This is a genomic window from Comamonas sp. C24C, from assembly GCF_053345995.1.
This window is the reverse complement of the sequence record NZ_JBKFBC010000003.1, coordinates 323,685-341,012: the sequence shown is the minus strand read 5'-3', so window position 1 is coordinate 341,012 and position 17,328 is coordinate 323,685. Positions and strand designations below refer to the sequence as shown.

General features: G+C 61.8%; 16 protein-coding genes. All 16 read right to left on the bottom strand.

All coding sequences use genetic code 11. The features are described 5' to 3' along the window. Window positions 1-627, bottom strand: a 627-nt coding sequence (locus ACLBXN_RS08445) for a hypothetical protein (RefSeq protein WP_447611812.1), incomplete at its 3' end; no start/stop codon positions are given. Between the two features lie 185 nt (window positions 628-812). Continuing rightward, the gene (gene ntrC, locus ACLBXN_RS08440; protein ID WP_447611811.1) at window positions 813-2,363 is read right to left on the bottom strand and encodes a nitrogen regulation protein NR(I); all 1,551 of its coding nucleotides are present in this window, start codon (window positions 2,361-2,363) and stop codon (window positions 813-815) included. A 46-nt stretch (window positions 2,364-2,409) separates the two neighbouring features. Next, complete coding sequence (gene glnL / locus ACLBXN_RS08435) at window positions 2,410-3,519, bottom strand: nitrogen regulation protein NR(II) (RefSeq protein ID WP_003053347.1); 1,110 nt, start codon at window positions 3,517-3,519, stop codon at window positions 2,410-2,412. A gap of 36 nt (window positions 3,520-3,555) precedes the next feature. After that, window positions 3,556-4,068: a hypothetical protein gene (locus ACLBXN_RS08430; RefSeq protein ID WP_447611810.1), complete on the bottom strand. Its 513-nt coding sequence runs from the start codon at window positions 4,066-4,068 to the stop codon at window positions 3,556-3,558. 179 nt (window positions 4,069-4,247) lie between these two features. After that, window positions 4,248-5,663 (bottom strand): type I glutamate--ammonia ligase, encoded by a 1,416-nt coding sequence (glnA, locus tag ACLBXN_RS08425; protein ID WP_003053345.1) that lies wholly within the window; start codon window positions 5,661-5,663, stop codon window positions 4,248-4,250. Between the two features lie 321 nt (window positions 5,664-5,984). Next, complete coding sequence (locus ACLBXN_RS08420) at window positions 5,985-6,863, bottom strand: EI24 domain-containing protein (protein WP_447611854.1); 879 nt, start codon at window positions 6,861-6,863, stop codon at window positions 5,985-5,987. Window positions 6,864-6,877: 14 nt separating this feature from the next. Next, window positions 6,878-7,858 carry a sterol desaturase family protein gene (locus ACLBXN_RS08415; RefSeq protein ID WP_211458639.1) on the bottom strand — a complete coding sequence of 327 codons (981 nt, stop codon included), beginning with the start codon at window positions 7,856-7,858 and terminating at the stop codon, window positions 6,878-6,880. A gap of 21 nt (window positions 7,859-7,879) precedes the next feature. Then, window positions 7,880-8,707, bottom strand: a complete 828-nt coding sequence (locus ACLBXN_RS08410) for a polysaccharide deacetylase family protein (protein ID WP_447611809.1) — start codon at window positions 8,705-8,707, stop codon at window positions 7,880-7,882. Between the two features lie 71 nt (window positions 8,708-8,778). Continuing rightward, a complete protein-coding gene (locus ACLBXN_RS08405) occupies window positions 8,779-9,960 on the bottom strand; it encodes a YncE family protein (protein WP_447611808.1) in 1,182 nt (393 codons plus the stop codon). Between the two features lie 281 nt (window positions 9,961-10,241). Next, window positions 10,242-10,766 (bottom strand): phosphoribosyltransferase, encoded by a 525-nt coding sequence (locus ACLBXN_RS08400; RefSeq protein WP_003053337.1) that lies wholly within the window; start codon window positions 10,764-10,766, stop codon window positions 10,242-10,244. Between the two features lie 40 nt (window positions 10,767-10,806). Beyond that, window positions 10,807-12,183 carry an adenylosuccinate synthase gene (locus ACLBXN_RS08395; RefSeq protein ID WP_167008345.1) on the bottom strand — a complete coding sequence of 459 codons (1,377 nt, stop codon included), beginning with the start codon at window positions 12,181-12,183 and terminating at the stop codon, window positions 10,807-10,809. A gap of 37 nt (window positions 12,184-12,220) precedes the next feature. After that, a complete protein-coding gene (locus tag ACLBXN_RS08390) occupies window positions 12,221-13,369 on the bottom strand; it encodes an ATP phosphoribosyltransferase regulatory subunit (RefSeq protein WP_003053335.1) in 1,149 nt (382 codons plus the stop codon). A 93-nt stretch (window positions 13,370-13,462) separates the two neighbouring features. Beyond that, a complete protein-coding gene (locus tag ACLBXN_RS08385; RefSeq protein ID WP_447611807.1) occupies window positions 13,463-13,651 on the bottom strand; it encodes a DUF2065 family protein in 189 nt (62 codons plus the stop codon). Between the two features lie 134 nt (window positions 13,652-13,785). Beyond that, window positions 13,786-14,676, bottom strand: a complete 891-nt coding sequence (hflC, locus tag ACLBXN_RS08380) for a protease modulator HflC (RefSeq protein ID WP_003053333.1) — start codon at window positions 14,674-14,676, stop codon at window positions 13,786-13,788. 11 nt (window positions 14,677-14,687) lie between these two features. Continuing rightward, a complete protein-coding gene (gene hflK, locus ACLBXN_RS08375) occupies window positions 14,688-16,079 on the bottom strand; it encodes an FtsH protease activity modulator HflK (protein ID WP_211458631.1) in 1,392 nt (463 codons plus the stop codon). 71 nt (window positions 16,080-16,150) lie between these two features. Next, on the bottom strand, window positions 16,151-17,314 hold the full coding sequence (gene hflX, locus ACLBXN_RS08370; protein WP_003053330.1) for a GTPase HflX: 1,164 nt from the start codon (window positions 17,312-17,314) through the stop codon (window positions 16,151-16,153). Window positions 17,315-17,328: the final 14 nt, after the last annotated feature.

Here is a 17,328-nt window from a genome sequence, read left to right as displayed (position 1 = left end):
CTCCAGACGCCGCAACACATCCAGCCAGGTCTCGCCCACCGTCACGCCCAGATAGTCAAGCCAGGTCTTGCGTACTCGCTCGAGCAGCCCGCTGTCGCCGTCATCCGCGACCTCGGGTGGCGCTTCCACGGCAGTGCCGCCGAGCAGCTCCGCCAGCTCGGAGACCAGCTTGTGCGAGTCCTGCGAAAAGCGGCGCAGCGCATCGACCGCCATGCTGGAGTCCGCAGTCGTCAGAAACTGCCTGGAGCTCTGCGCAAAGCGCTGTCCTGCCTGCAGCACCAGGGTCAGGCTGCTCTGCGCCCTCTGGCCCAGCACGGCCTCCGCGACAGGCTTGGTCAAGGGGGGTGCGACCGCCCGGCGCCATGCCGCCTTGACGGCTGCCCTGACCTGAGACCAGTCCAGCAGACTGCCCCCGCAATGTGCCGACCAATGCTGGCGCAGCTCCGGCTCCAGGGACTCAAAGCTCCTGGCCGCCTGCCGAGGCCGATAGCAGCCAGCCTGCCAGCCCAGCAGATAGGCTGGATAGTACTGATCGAAGCCACGCCCGGGTACAAAGTAAGGCTCGTACATGTAGCGCTCGTGCCAGAAGGCCTCTTCGGCCTCCGGCATCTGCAGCAAGGGCGACAAGGCGTTCGACCCCGGCTCAGGCGGGAAAGAGATGGATAAGGGCAAGGCAGACAACGCAAACAGTCCAATCAACAAAAGGCCTGTTGATTTTTACCCCTGCGTCATCTGCTCCATGTCGTCAACCGTGATTGCACCATGTAGGACGAATAAAACCCGCGCCGAAAGCGAGTGGACACTACGGCGCTTCAGTCGAAGTTTTCGTTCTCCAGCCCCAGCTCCTGCAGCTTGCGGGTGATGGTGTTACGGCCGATCCCGAGCCGGCTGGCCGCTTCCACGCGCCTGCCATGCGTAGCGGCCAGGGCCGTTCGCAGCAGCTGTGCCTCGAACTGGTGGGACAGCTGATCCCAGACGTCATGATGGCCCTGCGAAAGCAGCTCCTCGGCCTGCTTGCCCAGCCCCTGCAACCAGCCTTCGGAAGGCGCTGCGGCCTCGGGCACAGACAGCGCCGCAGTCCCGAGCGAGGACAGCGCAACCGGCTCGGGCGGACTGGTCTTGGACGGCTCCAGGCCCACGCCGGTGCTCAGGGCTCCGGCAAAGATCGCGGCACTGCCCGGTGCCGCACTGCCCAGCACTTCTGGCGGCAAGTCCTTGAGGGCAATCTGCTGGGCCGGAGCCATCACGGTCAGCCAATGGCAGATGTTCTCCAGCTGGCGCACATTGCCGGGGAAGTTGAAGGCCTGCAGGCGGCTCATCGCGGCCGTGCTCATGCGCTTGGGCTCCACCCCCAGCTGGCGTGCGCTTTGCTGCAGAAAATGCTGGGTCAGCATGGGCACGTCCTCCTTGCGCTCGCGCAGCGCGGGCAGGCGCAGACGGATCACATTCAGACGGTGGAACAAGTCCTCACGGAAAGCGCCATCCTTGACGCGCAGCTCCAGGTCCTGGTGGGTCGCGGCGATCACGCGGACATGGGCCTTGACGGCCTGGTGTCCGCCCACCCTGTAGAAATGGCCGTCGGAGAGCACGCGCAGCAGACGCGTCTGCAGCTCGAACGGCATGTCGCCGATTTCATCGAGAAACAGCGTACCGCCCTCGGCCTGCTCGAAACGCCCCCGGCGCTGGGTCTGCGCGCCGGTAAAGGCACCGCGCTCGTGACCGAACAGTTCGGACTCCAGCAGGTCTTTCGGAATGGCCGCGGTATTGATGGCCACGAACGGTCCGCCGGCAACGGGAGAATGCTTGTGCAGCGCCCGTGCCACCAGCTCCTTGCCGGCACCGGACTCTCCGGTGATCAGCACCGTGACATGGCTCTGGCTGAGTCTGCCGATGGCACGGAACACATCCTGCATTGCGGGCGCCTGGCCCAGCATTTCCGCCTGCACCGGCGCCTGGATGTCGGCCACCTCCTCGCGCTGGCTCTCCTCCACGGCACGCCGGATCAGCTCTACCGCCTTGGGTACGTCGAAGGGCTTGGGCAGATACTCGAAGGCTCCGCGCTGGAAGGCCGAGACCGCGCTGTCCAGATCGGAATAGGCGGTCATGATGATCATCGGCAGGCCGGGCTGCTGCGCCCTTACCTGCTCCAGCAGCTCAAGGCCCGAACCGCCGGGCATGCGGATATCGCTGACCAGCACCTGAGGAGCCTGACGCTCGGGATCGCTGTTGTCCACATCAGCCAGGGCCTTGAGCACATCGCGCGGCTGGGTAAAGCTGCGAATGGGCCAGCCTTCGCGCCCCAGTGCCTTTTCAAGCACAAAGCGGATGGAAGGGTCGTCGTCCACAATCCAGATTGGCTTCATTCGTGCAACATCCTTCCCTTCTTCTGCATATTGATAATGTCAGGCTTTATGGCAGCGGAATCAGGATCCGGAAATCCGTCCTCCCCGGCTGGCTCTCGCATTCGATCAAGCCATGGTGACGCTGTACAAAGGTCTGAGCCAGCGTCAGCCCCAGGCCGGATCCGCCATCTCGGCCCGAGACCAAAGGATAGAAAATTCGCTCCTTGATGGCATCCGGCACGCCTGACCCGTTGTCGATTACATGCAATTCCAGTGCCAATCTGTAGCGCTCACGCCCCAAAGTGACCTGCCGGGCCACACGCGTCCTCAGGATGATCTCGGCATCGCCTTCTGCAATGCGCCGCCCCAGCGCCTGTGCCGCGTTCTGAACGATGTTGAGCAGGGCCTGGATCAGCTGCGCGCTGTCGCCTCTGAATTCCGGAATGGAGATGTCATAGTCACGCGTGATCCTCAGCCCCTGGGGATGTTCGACCAGCACCAGTGAACGCACGCGCTCGCAGACCTCGTGGATGTTGACGTCGCCAACCTCGTGGGGGTGGCGATGCGGGGCCAGCAGTCTGTCCACCAGTGCCTGCAGGCGATCGGCCTCATGAATGATGACCGTGGTGTACTCCAGCAGCTCGGGCATGACCAGATCCATCTGCAGCAGCTGGGCTGCACCGCGAATGCCGCCCAGTGGATTCTTGATCTCGTGGGCCAGATTGCGAATCAGCTCCTTGTTTGCCTGGGCCTGTTCACGGATGCGCTCCTCGCGATCCTGGCGGGCCTGCTGTTCCAGCGGCCACATCTCCACCATGACATGGCCGGCCTTCTCGGCCAGCGAAACGGCAGCGTGAATCGGCAGGGGCTCCTGCCCCAGACGCAGAAGGCTGGCCTCGAAGCGCAGCGCCGCAAAGTCGTTGGAACGGGCTCCGCTGAGAGCCTTGTCCAGCAGGGCTGGCTCGGCAAAGCAGGTGGCGAAGTCACTGCCGACCATGATGCGGCGCGACTGGCCCAGGGCATTTTCCAGCGCCGCATTGACGAAGCGCACCATGCCGTACTCGTCAAGCACGGCAATCAAGGTACAAAGCCAGTCCAGCGACTGGTAGCCATGACCGTTGGCCTGATCCGGATCAGGCGTGGAGATATCGGGAATCGGGGCTGCAGTGGAACTCATGCGATTGACCAAAAATGACCAGCCCCAGGGGGCGGATTAGTTGACCGCAGGCAGCCGGTCCAGCTCTCGCTTGATGCCTGCGATATCACTTTCCTGGCGGGTGATATCGGCCTTGAGCTTGGCCACCCGCTCCGGGTAGCCCTGAGGATTGCGCAGCTCCAACGCTGTACGCACGGGATTGCCATCGTTGTACTCCGCCTTGAGCTCGGCCAGTCTGGCCTGGGCCTTGTTCAGCTCGCCTTGCAAGATCGCGCGGGCATCGGAGTCGCGCGCCTTCTGCGCGGCACTGTCGGCGCGGGCAGGGGTCGCCTGGCTCGATGCAGAGCTGCCTGCCGGCTTGGGATTGGCCGGCGCCGCACCGGCATTGCCGCCCGAGGGACGAGTGCCGTGAATCACCGTCACGCCACTGCCATCGACCGGCTTGCACCCCTTGGCCTTGGCCTGCGAAACGTTGTTGGTGTACTCATTGCCGCAGCGGTAGATCACATCCTGGGCAGAAACCAGCCCGGATGCAAGACACAGCAACGACAACACATAAAACTTCTTCATTCGGTCCTCTCAGGCAGACGGCGGCCGCAAGTCCGCAATACCCTGAGTATCGCTCCAAGCCTGCAGCTTTTATTGACTACTTGACCGCCACCAACCTGTTTGGTTCCTTTGCTGGCACGTCCGGCGCAGCGTCCGTGCAATAAAAAAGGCGGCTTGCGCCGCCTTTGAGAACCTCTGCTTTACAGCGAGAAGTACATATCGTATTCGACAGGATGCACCGACTGGCGATAGCGAGTCACTTCGGTCATCTTCAGCTCGATGTAGGCATCCAGCATGCTGTCGGAGAACACACCGCCCTTGGTCAGGAACGCACGGTCGGCGTCCAGGGCTTCCAGAGCCTGGTCCAGGCTGTGGCAGACGGTAGGCACCAGCTTGTCTTCCTCGGGAGGCAGATGGTACAGATCCTTGGTCGCGGCTTCGCCGGGATGGATCTTGTTTTCCACGCCGTCCAGACCGGCCATCAGCAGCGCTGCGAAACCGAGGTAGGGGTTCATCAGAGGATCGGGGAAGCGGGCTTCCACGCGACGTGCCTTGGGGTTGCTGACGTAAGGAATACGGATGGAAGCGGAACGGTTCTTGGCCGAGTAAGCCAGCTTCACGGGCGCTTCGAAGCCAGGGACCAGACGCTTGTAGCTGTTGGTGCCGGGGTTGGTGATGGCGTTCAGGGCACGAGCGTGCTTGATGATGCCGCCGATGTAGTACAGGGCGAAGTCGGACAGACCGGCATAGCCGTCGCCGGCGAACAGGTTCTTGCCATCCTTCCACACGGACTGGTGCACGTGCATGCCGGAGCCGTTATCGCCAGCATAGGGCTTGGGCATGAAGGTTGCCGTCTTGCCGTAGGTGTTGGCCACGTTCCAGATGATGTACTTCTGCAGCTGTGTCCAGTCGGCACGCTCGACCAGAGTCGAGAAGCGTGTGCCGATTTCGTTCTGACCGGCGCCGGCCACTTCGTGGTGGAACACTTCGACGGGAATGCCGACGGCTTCCAGCAGCAGCGACATCTCTGCGCGCATGTCCTGGGTGCTGTCAACGGGAGGCACGGGGAAGTAGCCACCCTTGACGCGAGGACGGTGACCGCGGTTGCCGCTCTCGAACTTGGTGCCGGTGTTCCAGGGAGCCTCGTATTCTTCGATTTCGAAGAAGGGGTTGTGAGGCTCGGTGCCCCAGCGCACGCCGTCGAAGATGAAGAATTCGGGTTCGGGACCGAAGTAGGCGGTATCGCCCAGACCGGAAGCCTTCAGATAGGCCTCAGCGCGCTTGGCGATGGAGCGGGGATCGCGGTCGTATGCCTTGCCGTCACCGGGTTCGATCACGTCGCACTGCAGAATCAGTGTGGTTTCTTCGAAGAAGGGATCGATGTTGGCAGTGTTTGGATCGGGAACCAGCTGCATGTCCGAGGCTTCGATACCTTTCCAGCCGGCAACGGAAGAACCGTCGAAAGCATGGCCCGAGGCGAACTTGTCCTCGTCGAAGTGCGACACGGGCACGGTCACGTGCTGTTCCTTGCCGCGGGTATCGGTAAAGCGCAGGTCCACGAACTTGACCTCGTTATCCTGCACCATCTGCATCACGTCTGCAACGGTCTTCGCCATTAGATCTCTCCTGCCAACTTTGGCTGATCAAATAAAGAATGAATAGTATCTAGCAGTTTGCGTGCCAACTCTGCTTCAGCACCTCATCCCAGCATCCGTGCACTGAAATCGGGCTCTTGCAACAAGCTCCTCGCTACAAGACATAAGCACTTAGCAGAGCCGCATCTGCAAATTGCACCAAACCGACGCGCATTGTCTCACTGCCGGCACGCATTTCTCAAATGCACCATCTTGGTGAAAATAAACGCACCAATACAGTGCATTTCTTAAATAGGGTTGTTTTTGGTGCACGAGGCACGATTCGCCCGGTGGCAAGCGCTCTCAGCGAGCAACCGAAGCGGCATCATCTGCACCAGGCGCGAACGGCACCTGGGGATCGGCAGCACTCGGCATGGTCTGCGCCCTCATCTGTTCCAGCGCCGCCAGACAGAAGTGAGCGAACCACAGCGCAGAGAAGGCAAACACCAGCGCATAGATCCAGATGGCAATGGGCACCAGAATCCAGAAAGCAGCCAGAAACAGCAGCCCGGAAATCCAGACCACACCGGGCGCTGCACCCAGATAGCCGCAGATCACCCCCATGAGAATGAGCGACATGCGGTGGCGGGCAAACAGGGCCCGGCGCTCATCCTTGCTGGCATGCTCGGACAGGGCATCAAACGCCATGACCCGGTAAGTGAGCCAACCCCAGATCAAGGGTGCGACCACCAGCATCAGCGGCGGAAACACCCATAGCGGCAGGGTGACGAAAAGGGCCAGCAGCGCGATCAGCGTGGAGCCGCCCGACCAGAGCAGGCTGGCGACGGTGGAGCCGCCATGCTTTTTCTCCAGCCCGGCAAAGCGCTTCTCGGCCACCAGCTGCGTCAGCACGGGCGCCATGAACAGGCCCACCAGCAGCAGAACCAGCACCACGAGAACCGGCGTGGCCCCCAGCACCACAAACATGGAGGCCACCACCTCCGAGGCATAGCCCACGCCACGCTCCTGCAGCCACAGCCACAGGGAGTGCAGCCAGCCCACCCCATCCAGCAGGCTTTGTACCTTGAGGACCGCATCGGCCCAGAAGAAGTAGCCCAGAAGCCAGGCCATCAAGGCCATGGCCAGCAGCGGCAAGAGTGACCAGACAATGACCCGCTTATGCAGGCAATACGCCAAGGCACGCCAAAAAGAGTCGAGTAGCAAGCTCATGCTGGCAAGCATACTCAAGGATTGGCTTATGCGCGACCCATCAGTCGTAGGACAGCCAGCCACTGTTGCGCCCAGAAGCCGCGGCCATAGTCTCGCAGCTGCCCTTTCGCATTGGCCTGCACCTGATCGCGAATGCCCGTGGGGTCGTAGCGCAGATCGAAGTTGGCCGTGCCGAACAACATGTCCCACCAGGGCAGGAGCACGCCGAAGTTGTTGCCGTGGACCTTTTTGTTGCGCACCGGCGCCATCGGCTCGTGGCCGATACCGATGGCGTGATGGCGGCGATGAAAGCGCGGGCTGATCCACAGGCGCTCGCCCAGCTGGCCAAACCAGATGCGCACATTGGCGTGCTGAAAGCTCTCGCTGAGCTGGGTCAGAGCCACGATGGCCACGAACTGCCCGGGAGCCACGCCGATCAGCTGCGCCACCAGCACGATGATGGCGTCATGGATCACGTCGTCGAGCAGGTGATTGCGGTTGTCGCTCCACACTGTCATCTGGCGCTGCGAGTGGTGCACGGCATGCAGCTTCCACCACCAGGTAAAGCCGTGCTGGCCGCGATGAATCCAGTACTCGACCAGATCGAAGACGACCAGATACATCAGCAGGCTGACCCAGGCGTTATCCGTCACGCCCGGCCAGATGTCGTCAAGGTGAAAGCCCGGCAAGCCCCAGACATGGAGCTGACCCATGAGCGAATCCCACAGCGGGTCAATCGTGAAGAACAGGGCCAGCCGGAAAAGTCCCAGCCGATGAATCAGCGTATAGAGGATGTCCACACGGATCGCCTGGCGGTCGACCACGGGCTCGGCCGGCCTCCAGCGCTGCAGCGGCACGATCACCGCGACCATGACGGCAATCTGCAGCAAGCCCACCAGCAGCCAGCCCGTGGCGGTATAGCCATCCTCCAGCAGATTCGCCATGCCGAAATGAAACAGAAAAGGCTGCACCACGCCTTCAAACAAGCGTTGCTGCGCCTCTCCAAACATCTGTACCAACCAATCCACGACTCACTCCTCTTGCAGCACTCAGCGCTGCTGCGCGATCCAGCCCTGATACGTAGGGTGCTCAGCCAGCGTACGGAAGCAAAAACCCTTGTCCAGCAAACCCAGAATCAAGGGCTCCAGCACCGCCGGAGCCCATGGATCCTGACGCGACCAGATCCCCAGGTGCGCCAGCAAGATATCGCCGCTACCTATGTTTTTGAGTGCCTGGGCCAGCAAGCGTTCATTCGGATATTTGTCGCTGGGTAGCTCGTCGCCCAGAAAGCCCGCCGGCGCCCAGCCCACATGCTGAAAGCCGCCCTGCCGGGCCGCAGCAATCAACGCCGGCGACGTCTTGCCGCCCGGCGCACGATAGAGCGGCAAGGTCTTGCGGCCCGTGATCTGGGCCAGCCGCTGGGCGGAGCGCGCAATCTCCTGCCGATACTCATCAGCAGACACCACATAGGTCTGACCAGCCCTGGGACCGGCCGAGGGCCTGACCCGGAAATGCGTGACCTGCCCGCTGGCCTTGTCGCGAATATCGGCCAGCCAGTACATATGGTCGAAGGTATGGGACGCGAGCTGGTGCCCCTCGTCGGCACGCGCCTTCCACCAGGGCGCCCAGAAGTCGCCCAGACTGCTGCCCCCCTCTTTCGTGGCCTCATTGGCCGCAAAAAAGGTGACGGGAACCTTGTGCTTCTGTAGCACCTGGGCGACCCACTGGGCTATGCCCATGTGCCCGGTGTCAAAAGTCAGGTAAACCGCCTTGGAGCATGTACCTGAAGCTATTTTTTTTGAAGCTTCGGCAGCGAAGGCAGGAACGGCAGACAGGCCACCGGCCAGCGAACCGAGCATGAAACAACGTCTTTGCATCCACCCTCCTTGAGGTGGTCAACACGAAAACCGGGCATCCCGGCCACTCCGGTGCGGCCGGGACAGGCGCTTCAGCGCGCAGCGTGGGACAACGTCCAGACCCCGTGGGGCGACTTGCCCACATTGACCTGATTGACCACCTTCTTCTCTACCGTGTCGATCACCGACAGCTTGCGTGCCCAGCGCGAGGCCACAAAGATGTAGCGACCGTCGGCCGAGACATCCATGCAGTCAGGGCCGCCCGGTGCCGGGTAGTTGGCCACGACCTGGCTGCTGACCATATCGATCTTGCTGATGGTATTGGCCACGCGGTTGCTCACGTACAGGTGGCGATCGTCGCCAGCAGCGCGGAAGGCGTGTGCACCGGCAGCCGTCTTGATCTGGCCCAGGCTGCGGGGCTCGGCGCCGGTGATGTCGAACACCTCGACGCCATCGCCGCCGGTCAGGCCGACAAACAGCTTCTTGCCGTCAGGGCTGCCGTAGACGTCGGCAGGCATGGGGCCGGTGGGCACGCGAGCCTTGATGGTCTGGGTGGCGATGTCGATGGCCACCAGGGCATCGCTGTCCTGCATGGTGGAGTACAGCGTCTTGCTCTGCGCGTCGATGAACAGATGGCTGGGCGTCTTGCCGGTGGAGACACGCTTGACCAGCGTCGGCGTCTGCGTGGCCGCGTCCCAGCGGTAAAAATCGATGTGGTTGAGGCGGTTGGCTGCCGTGACGAACCACTTCATGTCCGGCGAAAAGCGCAGATGGTACGGGTCCACGATGTCGCGGATCACGCGCTGCACGGCACCTGTGCGCGGATCCACCAGGGTCAGCGAATCGCCCAGCGCATTGGCCACCACCAGCGACCTCTCATCCGGCGTCAGGTACAGGTGATGAGGCTCCTTGCCCGTGGGAATGCGCGACTGCTCCTTCCAGCTGATCGGATCGATCACGCTGATGGACGCATCCAGGGAGTTCAGCACAAAGATGGGTGTGGGGCCTTGAACGGCACGCGCTGCCTGTGTCGGCTTGACGGCAACAGGCGACGCAGGCGCAGCGCTGCCAGCAAGCGGCGCTGCGGGCGCGGCTGTTGGAGCGACCGCCGAAGCGGCAGCAGCCGCCGGTGCGGCTGCCTTGGCAGACTTGAAACCGGGCAATGCCGAAGCCCCCAACCATGCCGCGGCACCCACGCCCACGACCAATGCCACAGCAGCGCCAGTGCGCCCAATAGAAAGACGTCCCACAACCACCACCTTCTCAGAATCCATGCAGTGTAGCTGCGCCAATGCAGCCGCTGCCAACACAAGCCTTCTGGTTTACAAAGCTTGTTGAAATGCCACGCGAACCATGCCCGACCGGCGCAGGCCGCATCATGACAACAATTCAAAAACAGGAGCAGTTAGCGCCTGTATTTCTTACGATACAGCTTTAAAAAAGCCGGAAATCGTTGGAATAAAGGCACATGCCGCTCATCTATTGATGAACATCACTGCTCTATAAAAAAAGGAGCCCCAAATGGGGCTCCTTTGCCAACATCGGTGCCGGGTCCTCAGACCTTCCACTTCTCCGCCAGCTTTTCAGGATTCAGCGTGTCATAGCCTTCGAAAGGCTGGTGAATCCAGGGGTTGGTGCCCAGGAAGTCCACCGAGTAGTCGGGCTCGAAGGTCGACACGCCCTTGGTCCAGATCACGGCGCTGCGCAGCTCCGTAATCGGTGCGTAGTTGGTCTTGAGCATGGCGATCACGGCCTTGAGCGTTGCGCCCGAGTCCGCCAGATCGTCCACCAGCAGCACGCGGCCGGAAATATCGCCCTTGGGCGTGGCGATGAAACGACCGATGTCCAGATGGCCCTGCACCGTGCCGGCTTCGGCGCGGTAGGAGCTGGTGGACATGATGGCCAGAGGCTTGTCGAAAATGCGGCTCAGGATGTCGCCGGGACGCAGACCACCGCGTGCCAGGCACAGGATGGTGTCGAATTCCCAGCCAGACTGGTGGATCTTGATGGCGAGCTTCTCGATGAGACCGTGGTACTCGTCGTAGCTCACATACAGGTGCTTACCGTCTTCTGTCAGCATGGGCACAGTTCCTTTGAAAGTTCAGTAAAACCCAGCCCGATCAGGCGGCGCTGTACGGGTTGTGCATCAGGATGGTGTGATCGCGGTCGGGGCTGGTGGACACCATGGCGATGGGCACACCGGTCACTTCGGCGATACGGTCCAGATAGCGGCGGGCATTCACGGGCAGCTTGTCGTACTCGGTCACACCCACGGTGGAGTCGGTCCAGCCGGGAATGGATTCGTAGATCGGCTTGCAGCGCTCGATATCGTCCGCACCCAGAGGCAGCAGGTCGATCGTCTCGCCGTCGAGCTCGTAGCCCACGCACAGTTGCAGCTCTTCGATGCCGTCGAGCACGTCCAGCTTGGTGATGCACAGGCCGGACAGGCCGTTGATCTGGGCCGAGCGCTTGAGCAGCGCAGCATCAAACCAACCGCAGCGACGCGAACGGCCGGTAGTCACGCCCTTTTCGGCGCCCACGGTGGACATGACCCAGCCAGGAGTGCCTTCCTTTTCCCATTCCAGCTCGGTAGGGAAAGGACCGCCGCCCACACGGGTGCAGTAGGCCTTGGTGATGCCCAGGATGTAGTGCAGCAGACCAGGGCCCACGCCGGCGCCTGCGGCGGCATTGCCGGCCACGCAGTTGGACGATGTGACATAGGGGTAGGTGCCGTGATCCACGTCCAGCAGCGTGCCTTGCGCGCCTTCGAACAGCAGGTTGCCGCCTTCGGCGTGCACCGCGTTGAGCTCGCGCGAGACATCGGCAATCATGGGCTTGAGCAGCTCGGCATGACGCATGGCTTCTTCGTACACGGCGTCGAACTGCACTTCGCCGTCCTTCATGTAGGGAGCCAGGCCAGCGCCGAAGTCGAAGTTCTTGGAACCCAGCACATTCACCAGAATGTGGTTGTGCAGGCTCAGCAGCTCGCGCAGCTTGGTGGCGAAGCGCTCGGGGTGCTTCAGATCCTGCACGCGCAGGGCGCGGCGGGCGATCTTGTCTTCGTAGGAAGGGCCGATACCCTTGCCGGTGGTGCCGATCTTCTGCACGCCACCCTTTTCGCGGGCCGCTTCACGGGCCACGTCCAGAGCCTGGTGGAAAGGCAGGATCAGCGGGCAGGCTTCGGACACGCGCAGGCGGTCACGCACTTGCACGCCGGCCTTCTCCAGGCCTTCGATTTCCTCAAACAGCTTGCCCACGGAGAGCACCACACCGTTGCCGATGTAGCACTTCACGCCGGGGCGCATGATGCCGCTGGGAATCAGGTGCAGAGCCGTCTTCACGCCGTTGATGACCAGTGTGTGACCCGCGTTGTGGCCGCCCTGGAAACGCACGACGCCGTTGGCGCTTTCGGTCAGCCAGTCGACCAGCTTGCCCTTGCCCTCATCACCCCACTGGGTGCCGACGACGACCACATTGCGACCTTTGGATGTATTCATATTCCAATCCGATAAATCGAAGAATTAGTCAAATGCCTTAAATGGCTTGCACGACCCATTGCCCGCCAACATTGGCAAGCTCACGGTCGCAGTGGAACTCGTCCACTTCGCTTTCATGCCCTGGCAGCACGCAGACCACCGTCTCGCCCTGCTGACGCAATGCGGCAATGGCGGCAGCCACTTGCACGTCATCGCCCCAGGGAGCGCGAATGGCAGCCTTGAGCGGACGCTCGGGCACGACAGCCACCAGTTGTTTGATATCAAGACTGAAGCCGGCAGCGGGACGGTTGCGCCCGAACACTGCACCGACTTCGTCGTAACGGCCACCGCGCACCAGCGCATCGCTGCCGCCGGGCACATAGATGGCAAAGCGCGTACCGCTGTAGTAGGAGTAGCCACGCAGATCGGCCAGGTCGAAACTGACCTTGACGCCATCGAGTCGCTGCACCAGCCAGCGCAGATGAGACAGCACATTGCGCACGCCGGCAGTGCGATCCAGCAGCTTTTCGGCTTGATCGAGCACTTCCATGCCGCCGTACAGCTGCAGCAGCGCCATCAGACCTTCACGCGAGGCCTCGGGGAAATCGCGGGTCAGCTGGGCCAGCTCGGTTGCGTCCTTGGAGGCCAGGGCCGCATGCACGCCTCGCAGCACCTGCTCGTCCACCATCACGCCGGCCAGCAGGCTGCGCACGATGCGCACATCGGCCAGATCCACGATGACGTCCTTGACGCCAGCGCCCTTGAGGCAGTCCAGGGCCAGATGCAGGGCTTCGAGGTCGGCTTCCAGGCCTTCGTGGCCATAGAGTTCGGCACCGAACTGGAACGGCTCACGCGTGGCACGCGGACGGTCGGGGCGTGCATGGACGACGGGGCCGCAGTAGCACAGACGGGTCACGCCCTTGCGATTGAGCAGATGCGCATCGATACGGGCCACCTGCTGCGTCATGTCGGCGCGCAGACCCATGGTGCGACCGGAGAGCTGGTCAATCAGTTTGGAGGTTTGAAGGGCAAGAGCTTCGCCTGTACCCGTCAGCAAGGACTCCAGATACTCCAGCATGGGTGGCATGACAAGTTCATAGCCATAGCTGCGCGCAGTATCGAGCAATCCTCGACGCAATTCTTCGATGTGCCGTGCCTCTGAGGGCAAAACATCGGCAATGTGATCCGGCAGGACCCAAGCAGACATGGAGAAATGGGGAGGCTGTTAAAAATGCGATTCTACCGGCTTTGCCAGCCCTGCCCAATTTGACCGCTAAGGCCTAGCCAGTATCGGCAGTATTCATAGCAGCATCAGCATGATGGCGCCTGCTGCGATACAGAGCAGTCCGCAAAAGCGCAGCTGTGCATCCCTGAGCTGCAGCAGCTGGGTAAACAGCTGCCGCCACAACCCGGGCGCTAACAGCGGCAGCAAGCCTTCCAGCACCAGCAGCAGGGCCAGCGCCAGGCCCAGTGTCTCCAGCCAATTCATTGCCATCCCCCAATAGACAATGGCCCTCGAGGGGCCATTGCTTTCGTCGTTGTCAAAGCTATCGGAACTTGCGCAAAAGAGAAGGCGCAACAGGCATTGCTATCGACAGATAACCATGCCTGATCCGAACGTGCTTATTTGCCAGCGGCACCGCCATTGCGGTAGGTCTTGAAGAAGTCGCTTTGCGACGGGTCAAGCACCATCACGTCGCTCTTCTTGGAGAAGCTCTCCTTGTAGGCGTCCAGGCTGCGATAGAACTGCGCAAACTGCGGATCCTTGCCAAAGGATTCTGCATAGACCCGTGCGGCTTCGGCATCGCCCTCGCCCTTGACCTTCTGGGCATCGCGGTAAGCATTGGCAATGATGACGTCGCGCTGACGATCGGCCTCGGCGCGGATCTTCTCGCCTTCAGCAGCACCCGTGGAGCGCAGTTCGTTGGCCACGCGCTTGCGCTCGGCCTCCATACGGCGGTAGACGGACTCGGTGATGGTCTCGGCGTAGTCCACGCGGGTGATACGCACATCGACGATGTCCACGCCCCAGGGCTTGGAGCCGCGCACGGTTTCCAGAACCTCGCGCTTGACATCAGTCATCAGCCCTTCGCGCTTGGAAGACAGCAGCTCGCGTACGGTGCGGCGATTGATCTCTTCCTGAAAGGCATTGCGCACCACGCGGTTGAGCTGCATGGCACCGGCAGATTCATCCAAGCCCACGTTACGGATGTATTCCGAAGGCTCGGAGATGCGCCAGCGCACATACCAGTCAATGACCACACGCTGCTTCTCGGCGGTGAGCATGGGCTCGGTATCGGTGCTGTCGAGCGTCAGCAGACGCTTGTCGATATAGCGCACGTTCTGCAGCGGAGGCGGCAGCTTGAAGTTAAGTCCCGGCTCGGTGATCACTTCCTTGATCTGACCCAGCGCATAGACCACACCGAACTGACGCTGATCCACCACGAACAGGGTGGAACTCAGCAAGGCCAGCACCACGAGAATGCTGGTGACAAAAAATCCGATTCGATTCACTGCATTCTCTCCTAGCGTGCGTCACGGTCACGGCTGCGCGCATCGCGGCTGCGGGCGTCACCGGCGGGATTGGGAACTACACGTACGTTGGCTGGAGCCGAAGCGGCGCCGCCGGCAGCTGCATCACCCGACGCAGCAGGAGCAGTTGCGCCGCCGGTCACGTTCTGCATGATCTTGTCCAGCGGCAGATACAGCAGATTGGAGCCCTGACGCGACTCAACCAGAACCTTGGTCACGTTGGTATAGACCTGCTGCATCGCATCGATGTAGAGGCGATCACGCGTGACCTGAGGAGCCTTCTGGTATTCGGAATACAGCGAACTGAAGCGCCCTGCATCACCCTGAGCCTGGGCCACGATCTTGGACTTGTAGGCCGCCGCCTCTTCACCCAGACGCGCTGCAGCACCCGCTGCACGCGGCACCACATCGTTGGCATAGGCCTGGGCTTCGTTCTTGGCGCGTTCGCGCTCCTGACCGGCCTTGAGCACATCGTCGAACGAGGCCTGCACCTGCTCGGGCGGACGCACGCCGCCCTGCTGCATATTGATGCCCACCACTTCAACGCCGATCTGGTAGCGATCCAGAATGGTCTGCATCAGATCACGCACACGTGGCGCAATCTGGTCGCGCTCCTCGGACAGGGCCGCATCCATCTTCATCTTGCCGACGACTTCGCGCACGGCGGACTCCGCCACCTGAACCACGGCCTCGGAGGGATTGCGGCTCTCGAACAGCCAGTCGCGCGCATTGCTCAGTCGATACTGCACGGCAAACTTGATCTCGACGATGTTCTCGTCCTCGGTCAGCATGGCCGATGCCCGCAATCCCGTGCCACGCACGATATTGTCGCTACCCACTTCGGCCGAGCGAATCTGCGAAACGTAGACCAGCTCATGCTTCTGGATGGGATAAGGCAGACGCCAGTTGAAGCCGGCGCCCACGGTGCCCTTGTACTTGCCGAACTGCGTGATGACGGCCTGCTGGCCTTCCTGCACGATGAAAAAGCCCGTACCCAGCCAGATCAGCACGGCCACGCCGGCGATCAGGAAAATGCCCTTGCCGGGATTGAAAGGCTCGCCGGGCTGGCCGCCGCTGCGGCTCGGAGGCGCGCCACGGCCATTGCCGGAGCCGCCGCCGAACAGGCCGGAAAGCTTGCGATTGAGGTCGCGCCACACCTCTTCCAGATCAGGCGGCTGGCCTTGCTGGGAAGAGGAAGGACGGGGACGTTGCTCGGGTGCGGGCGGCATCGGAGGACGCTCCCCTTCAGGTGCCGAGCTGTCCGGCTTGGAGCTATCTTCGTTGTTGTTGTCGCCACGACCCCAGCGCGGATCGTTCAAATTGAACATCCCGCGAATGCGTTGCGGCAGCATCGCCAGGCGATGGACGCGTTGTGAAAAATTCATGCGAGACGTCTCTGTGTTTTCAAAAAGACATGGACCATGGCAAGCATTGTGCCCAATAGGGACGCAAGCCCCTAGTATTGCGCGTCGTCATCAGGGGACATCCAGTACGTATCGTCCTGCCCCTCGACTTCTTCGCGTGCCGCCTCTTCACGTACCTGCAAAACCCGGTCAGCCAACATCTGCCGCAGCTGCGCAAGCCCCTGCCCCGAGCGAGCACTGACAAACACACGCGGCACCGGCACGCCATCGAGCTCATACATATCCTGCAGCACGGCAGGCTGACGCTCGGGCTCAATGGCATCCAGCTTGTTGAAAACCAGAATCTGGGGCACATCATCGGCCCCGATTTCACCCAGAACTTTTTGGACTTGTTGTATTTGTTCCGGGAATCCGGGGTTCGATGCATCCACGACATGCAGCAGCAGATCGGCGTCAATCGCCTCCTGCAAGGTGGCCTGGAAGGCATCCACCAGACCGTGCGGCAAGTCACGAATAAAACCGACGGTATCCGACAGGGAAACCGATTCCTCGGCCTCAGTCAGGTACATCTGCCGGGTGGTCGTATCCAGCGTGGCAAACAGCTGATCCGCGGCATAGGCGCGAGCCTTCACCATGGCATTGAACAGCGTGGATTTGCCGGCATTGGTATAGCCAACCAGGGAAATATTGAAAACTTCGCGACGCGAGCGCTGGCGCCTTTGCGTGGAACGCTGCTTCTTGACCTTCTTCAGGCGCTCCTTGGTGCGCTTGATGGCATCGTCAATCATGCGGCGGTCCAGCTCGATCTGCTTTTCACCGGGGCCGCCACGGCCACCGATACCGCCGGCCTGACGCTCCAGGTGGCTCCAGCGGCGCACCAGGCGCGTGCTGATGTACTGCAGACGAGCCAACTCCACCTGCAGCTTGCCTTCATGGCTGCGTGCACGCTGGGCGAAGATTTCGAGAATCAGCATGGTCCGGTCGTTGACCGGCATCTGGATATGGCGCTCCAGATTGCGCTGCTGAGCCGGGCTCAGGGCCTGGTCGAACCAGACTTCCTTGGCGCCATGCATCTGGGCCAGCATGCGGATTTCATCCGCCTTGCCGCTGCCCACGAACAGCGCGGGATCGGGGGCTTTGCGCTTGCAGGTCAAGCGCGCCACGGGATGCAAGCCAGCGGTCTGGGCCAGCAAGCCCAGCTCTTCCAGCTCGTCGTCGAAATGGGGAACACCAAAATCCACGCCCACCAGCAGCACTGGCGCAGACGCGG

Coding starts and splice junctions, on each gene's coding strand:
- ntrC (WP_447611811.1), bottom strand. CDS start 2,363: ATGAAGCCAATCTGGATTGTGGACGACGACCCTTCCATCCGCTTTGTG.
- glnL (WP_003053347.1), bottom strand. CDS start 3,519: ATGAGTTCCACTGCAGCCCCGATTCCCGATATCTCCACGCCTGATCCG.
- ACLBXN_RS08430 (WP_447611810.1), bottom strand. CDS start 4,068: ATGAAGAAGTTTTATGTGTTGTCGTTGCTGTGTCTTGCATCCGGGCTG.
- glnA (WP_003053345.1), bottom strand. CDS start 5,663: ATGGCGAAGACCGTTGCAGACGTGATGCAGATGGTGCAGGATAACGAG.
- ACLBXN_RS08420 (WP_447611854.1), bottom strand. CDS start 6,863: ATGCTTGCCAGCATGAGCTTGCTACTCGACTCTTTTTGGCGTGCCTTG.
- ACLBXN_RS08410 (WP_447611809.1), bottom strand. CDS start 8,707: ATGCAAAGACGTTGTTTCATGCTCGGTTCGCTGGCCGGTGGCCTGTCT.
- ACLBXN_RS08405 (WP_447611808.1), bottom strand. CDS start 9,960: ATGGATTCTGAGAAGGTGGTGGTTGTGGGACGTCTTTCTATTGGGCGC.
- ACLBXN_RS08400 (WP_003053337.1), bottom strand. CDS start 10,766: ATGCTGACAGAAGACGGTAAGCACCTGTATGTGAGCTACGACGAGTAC.
- ACLBXN_RS08395 (WP_167008345.1), bottom strand. CDS start 12,183: ATGAATACATCCAAAGGTCGCAATGTGGTCGTCGTCGGCACCCAGTGG.
- ACLBXN_RS08390 (WP_003053335.1), bottom strand. CDS start 13,369: ATGTCTGCTTGGGTCCTGCCGGATCACATTGCCGATGTTTTGCCCTCA.
- ACLBXN_RS08385 (WP_447611807.1), bottom strand. CDS start 13,651: ATGAATTGGCTGGAGACACTGGGCCTGGCGCTGGCCCTGCTGCTGGTG.
- hflK (WP_211458631.1), bottom strand. CDS start 16,079: ATGAATTTTTCACAACGCGTCCATCGCCTGGCGATGCTGCCGCAACGC.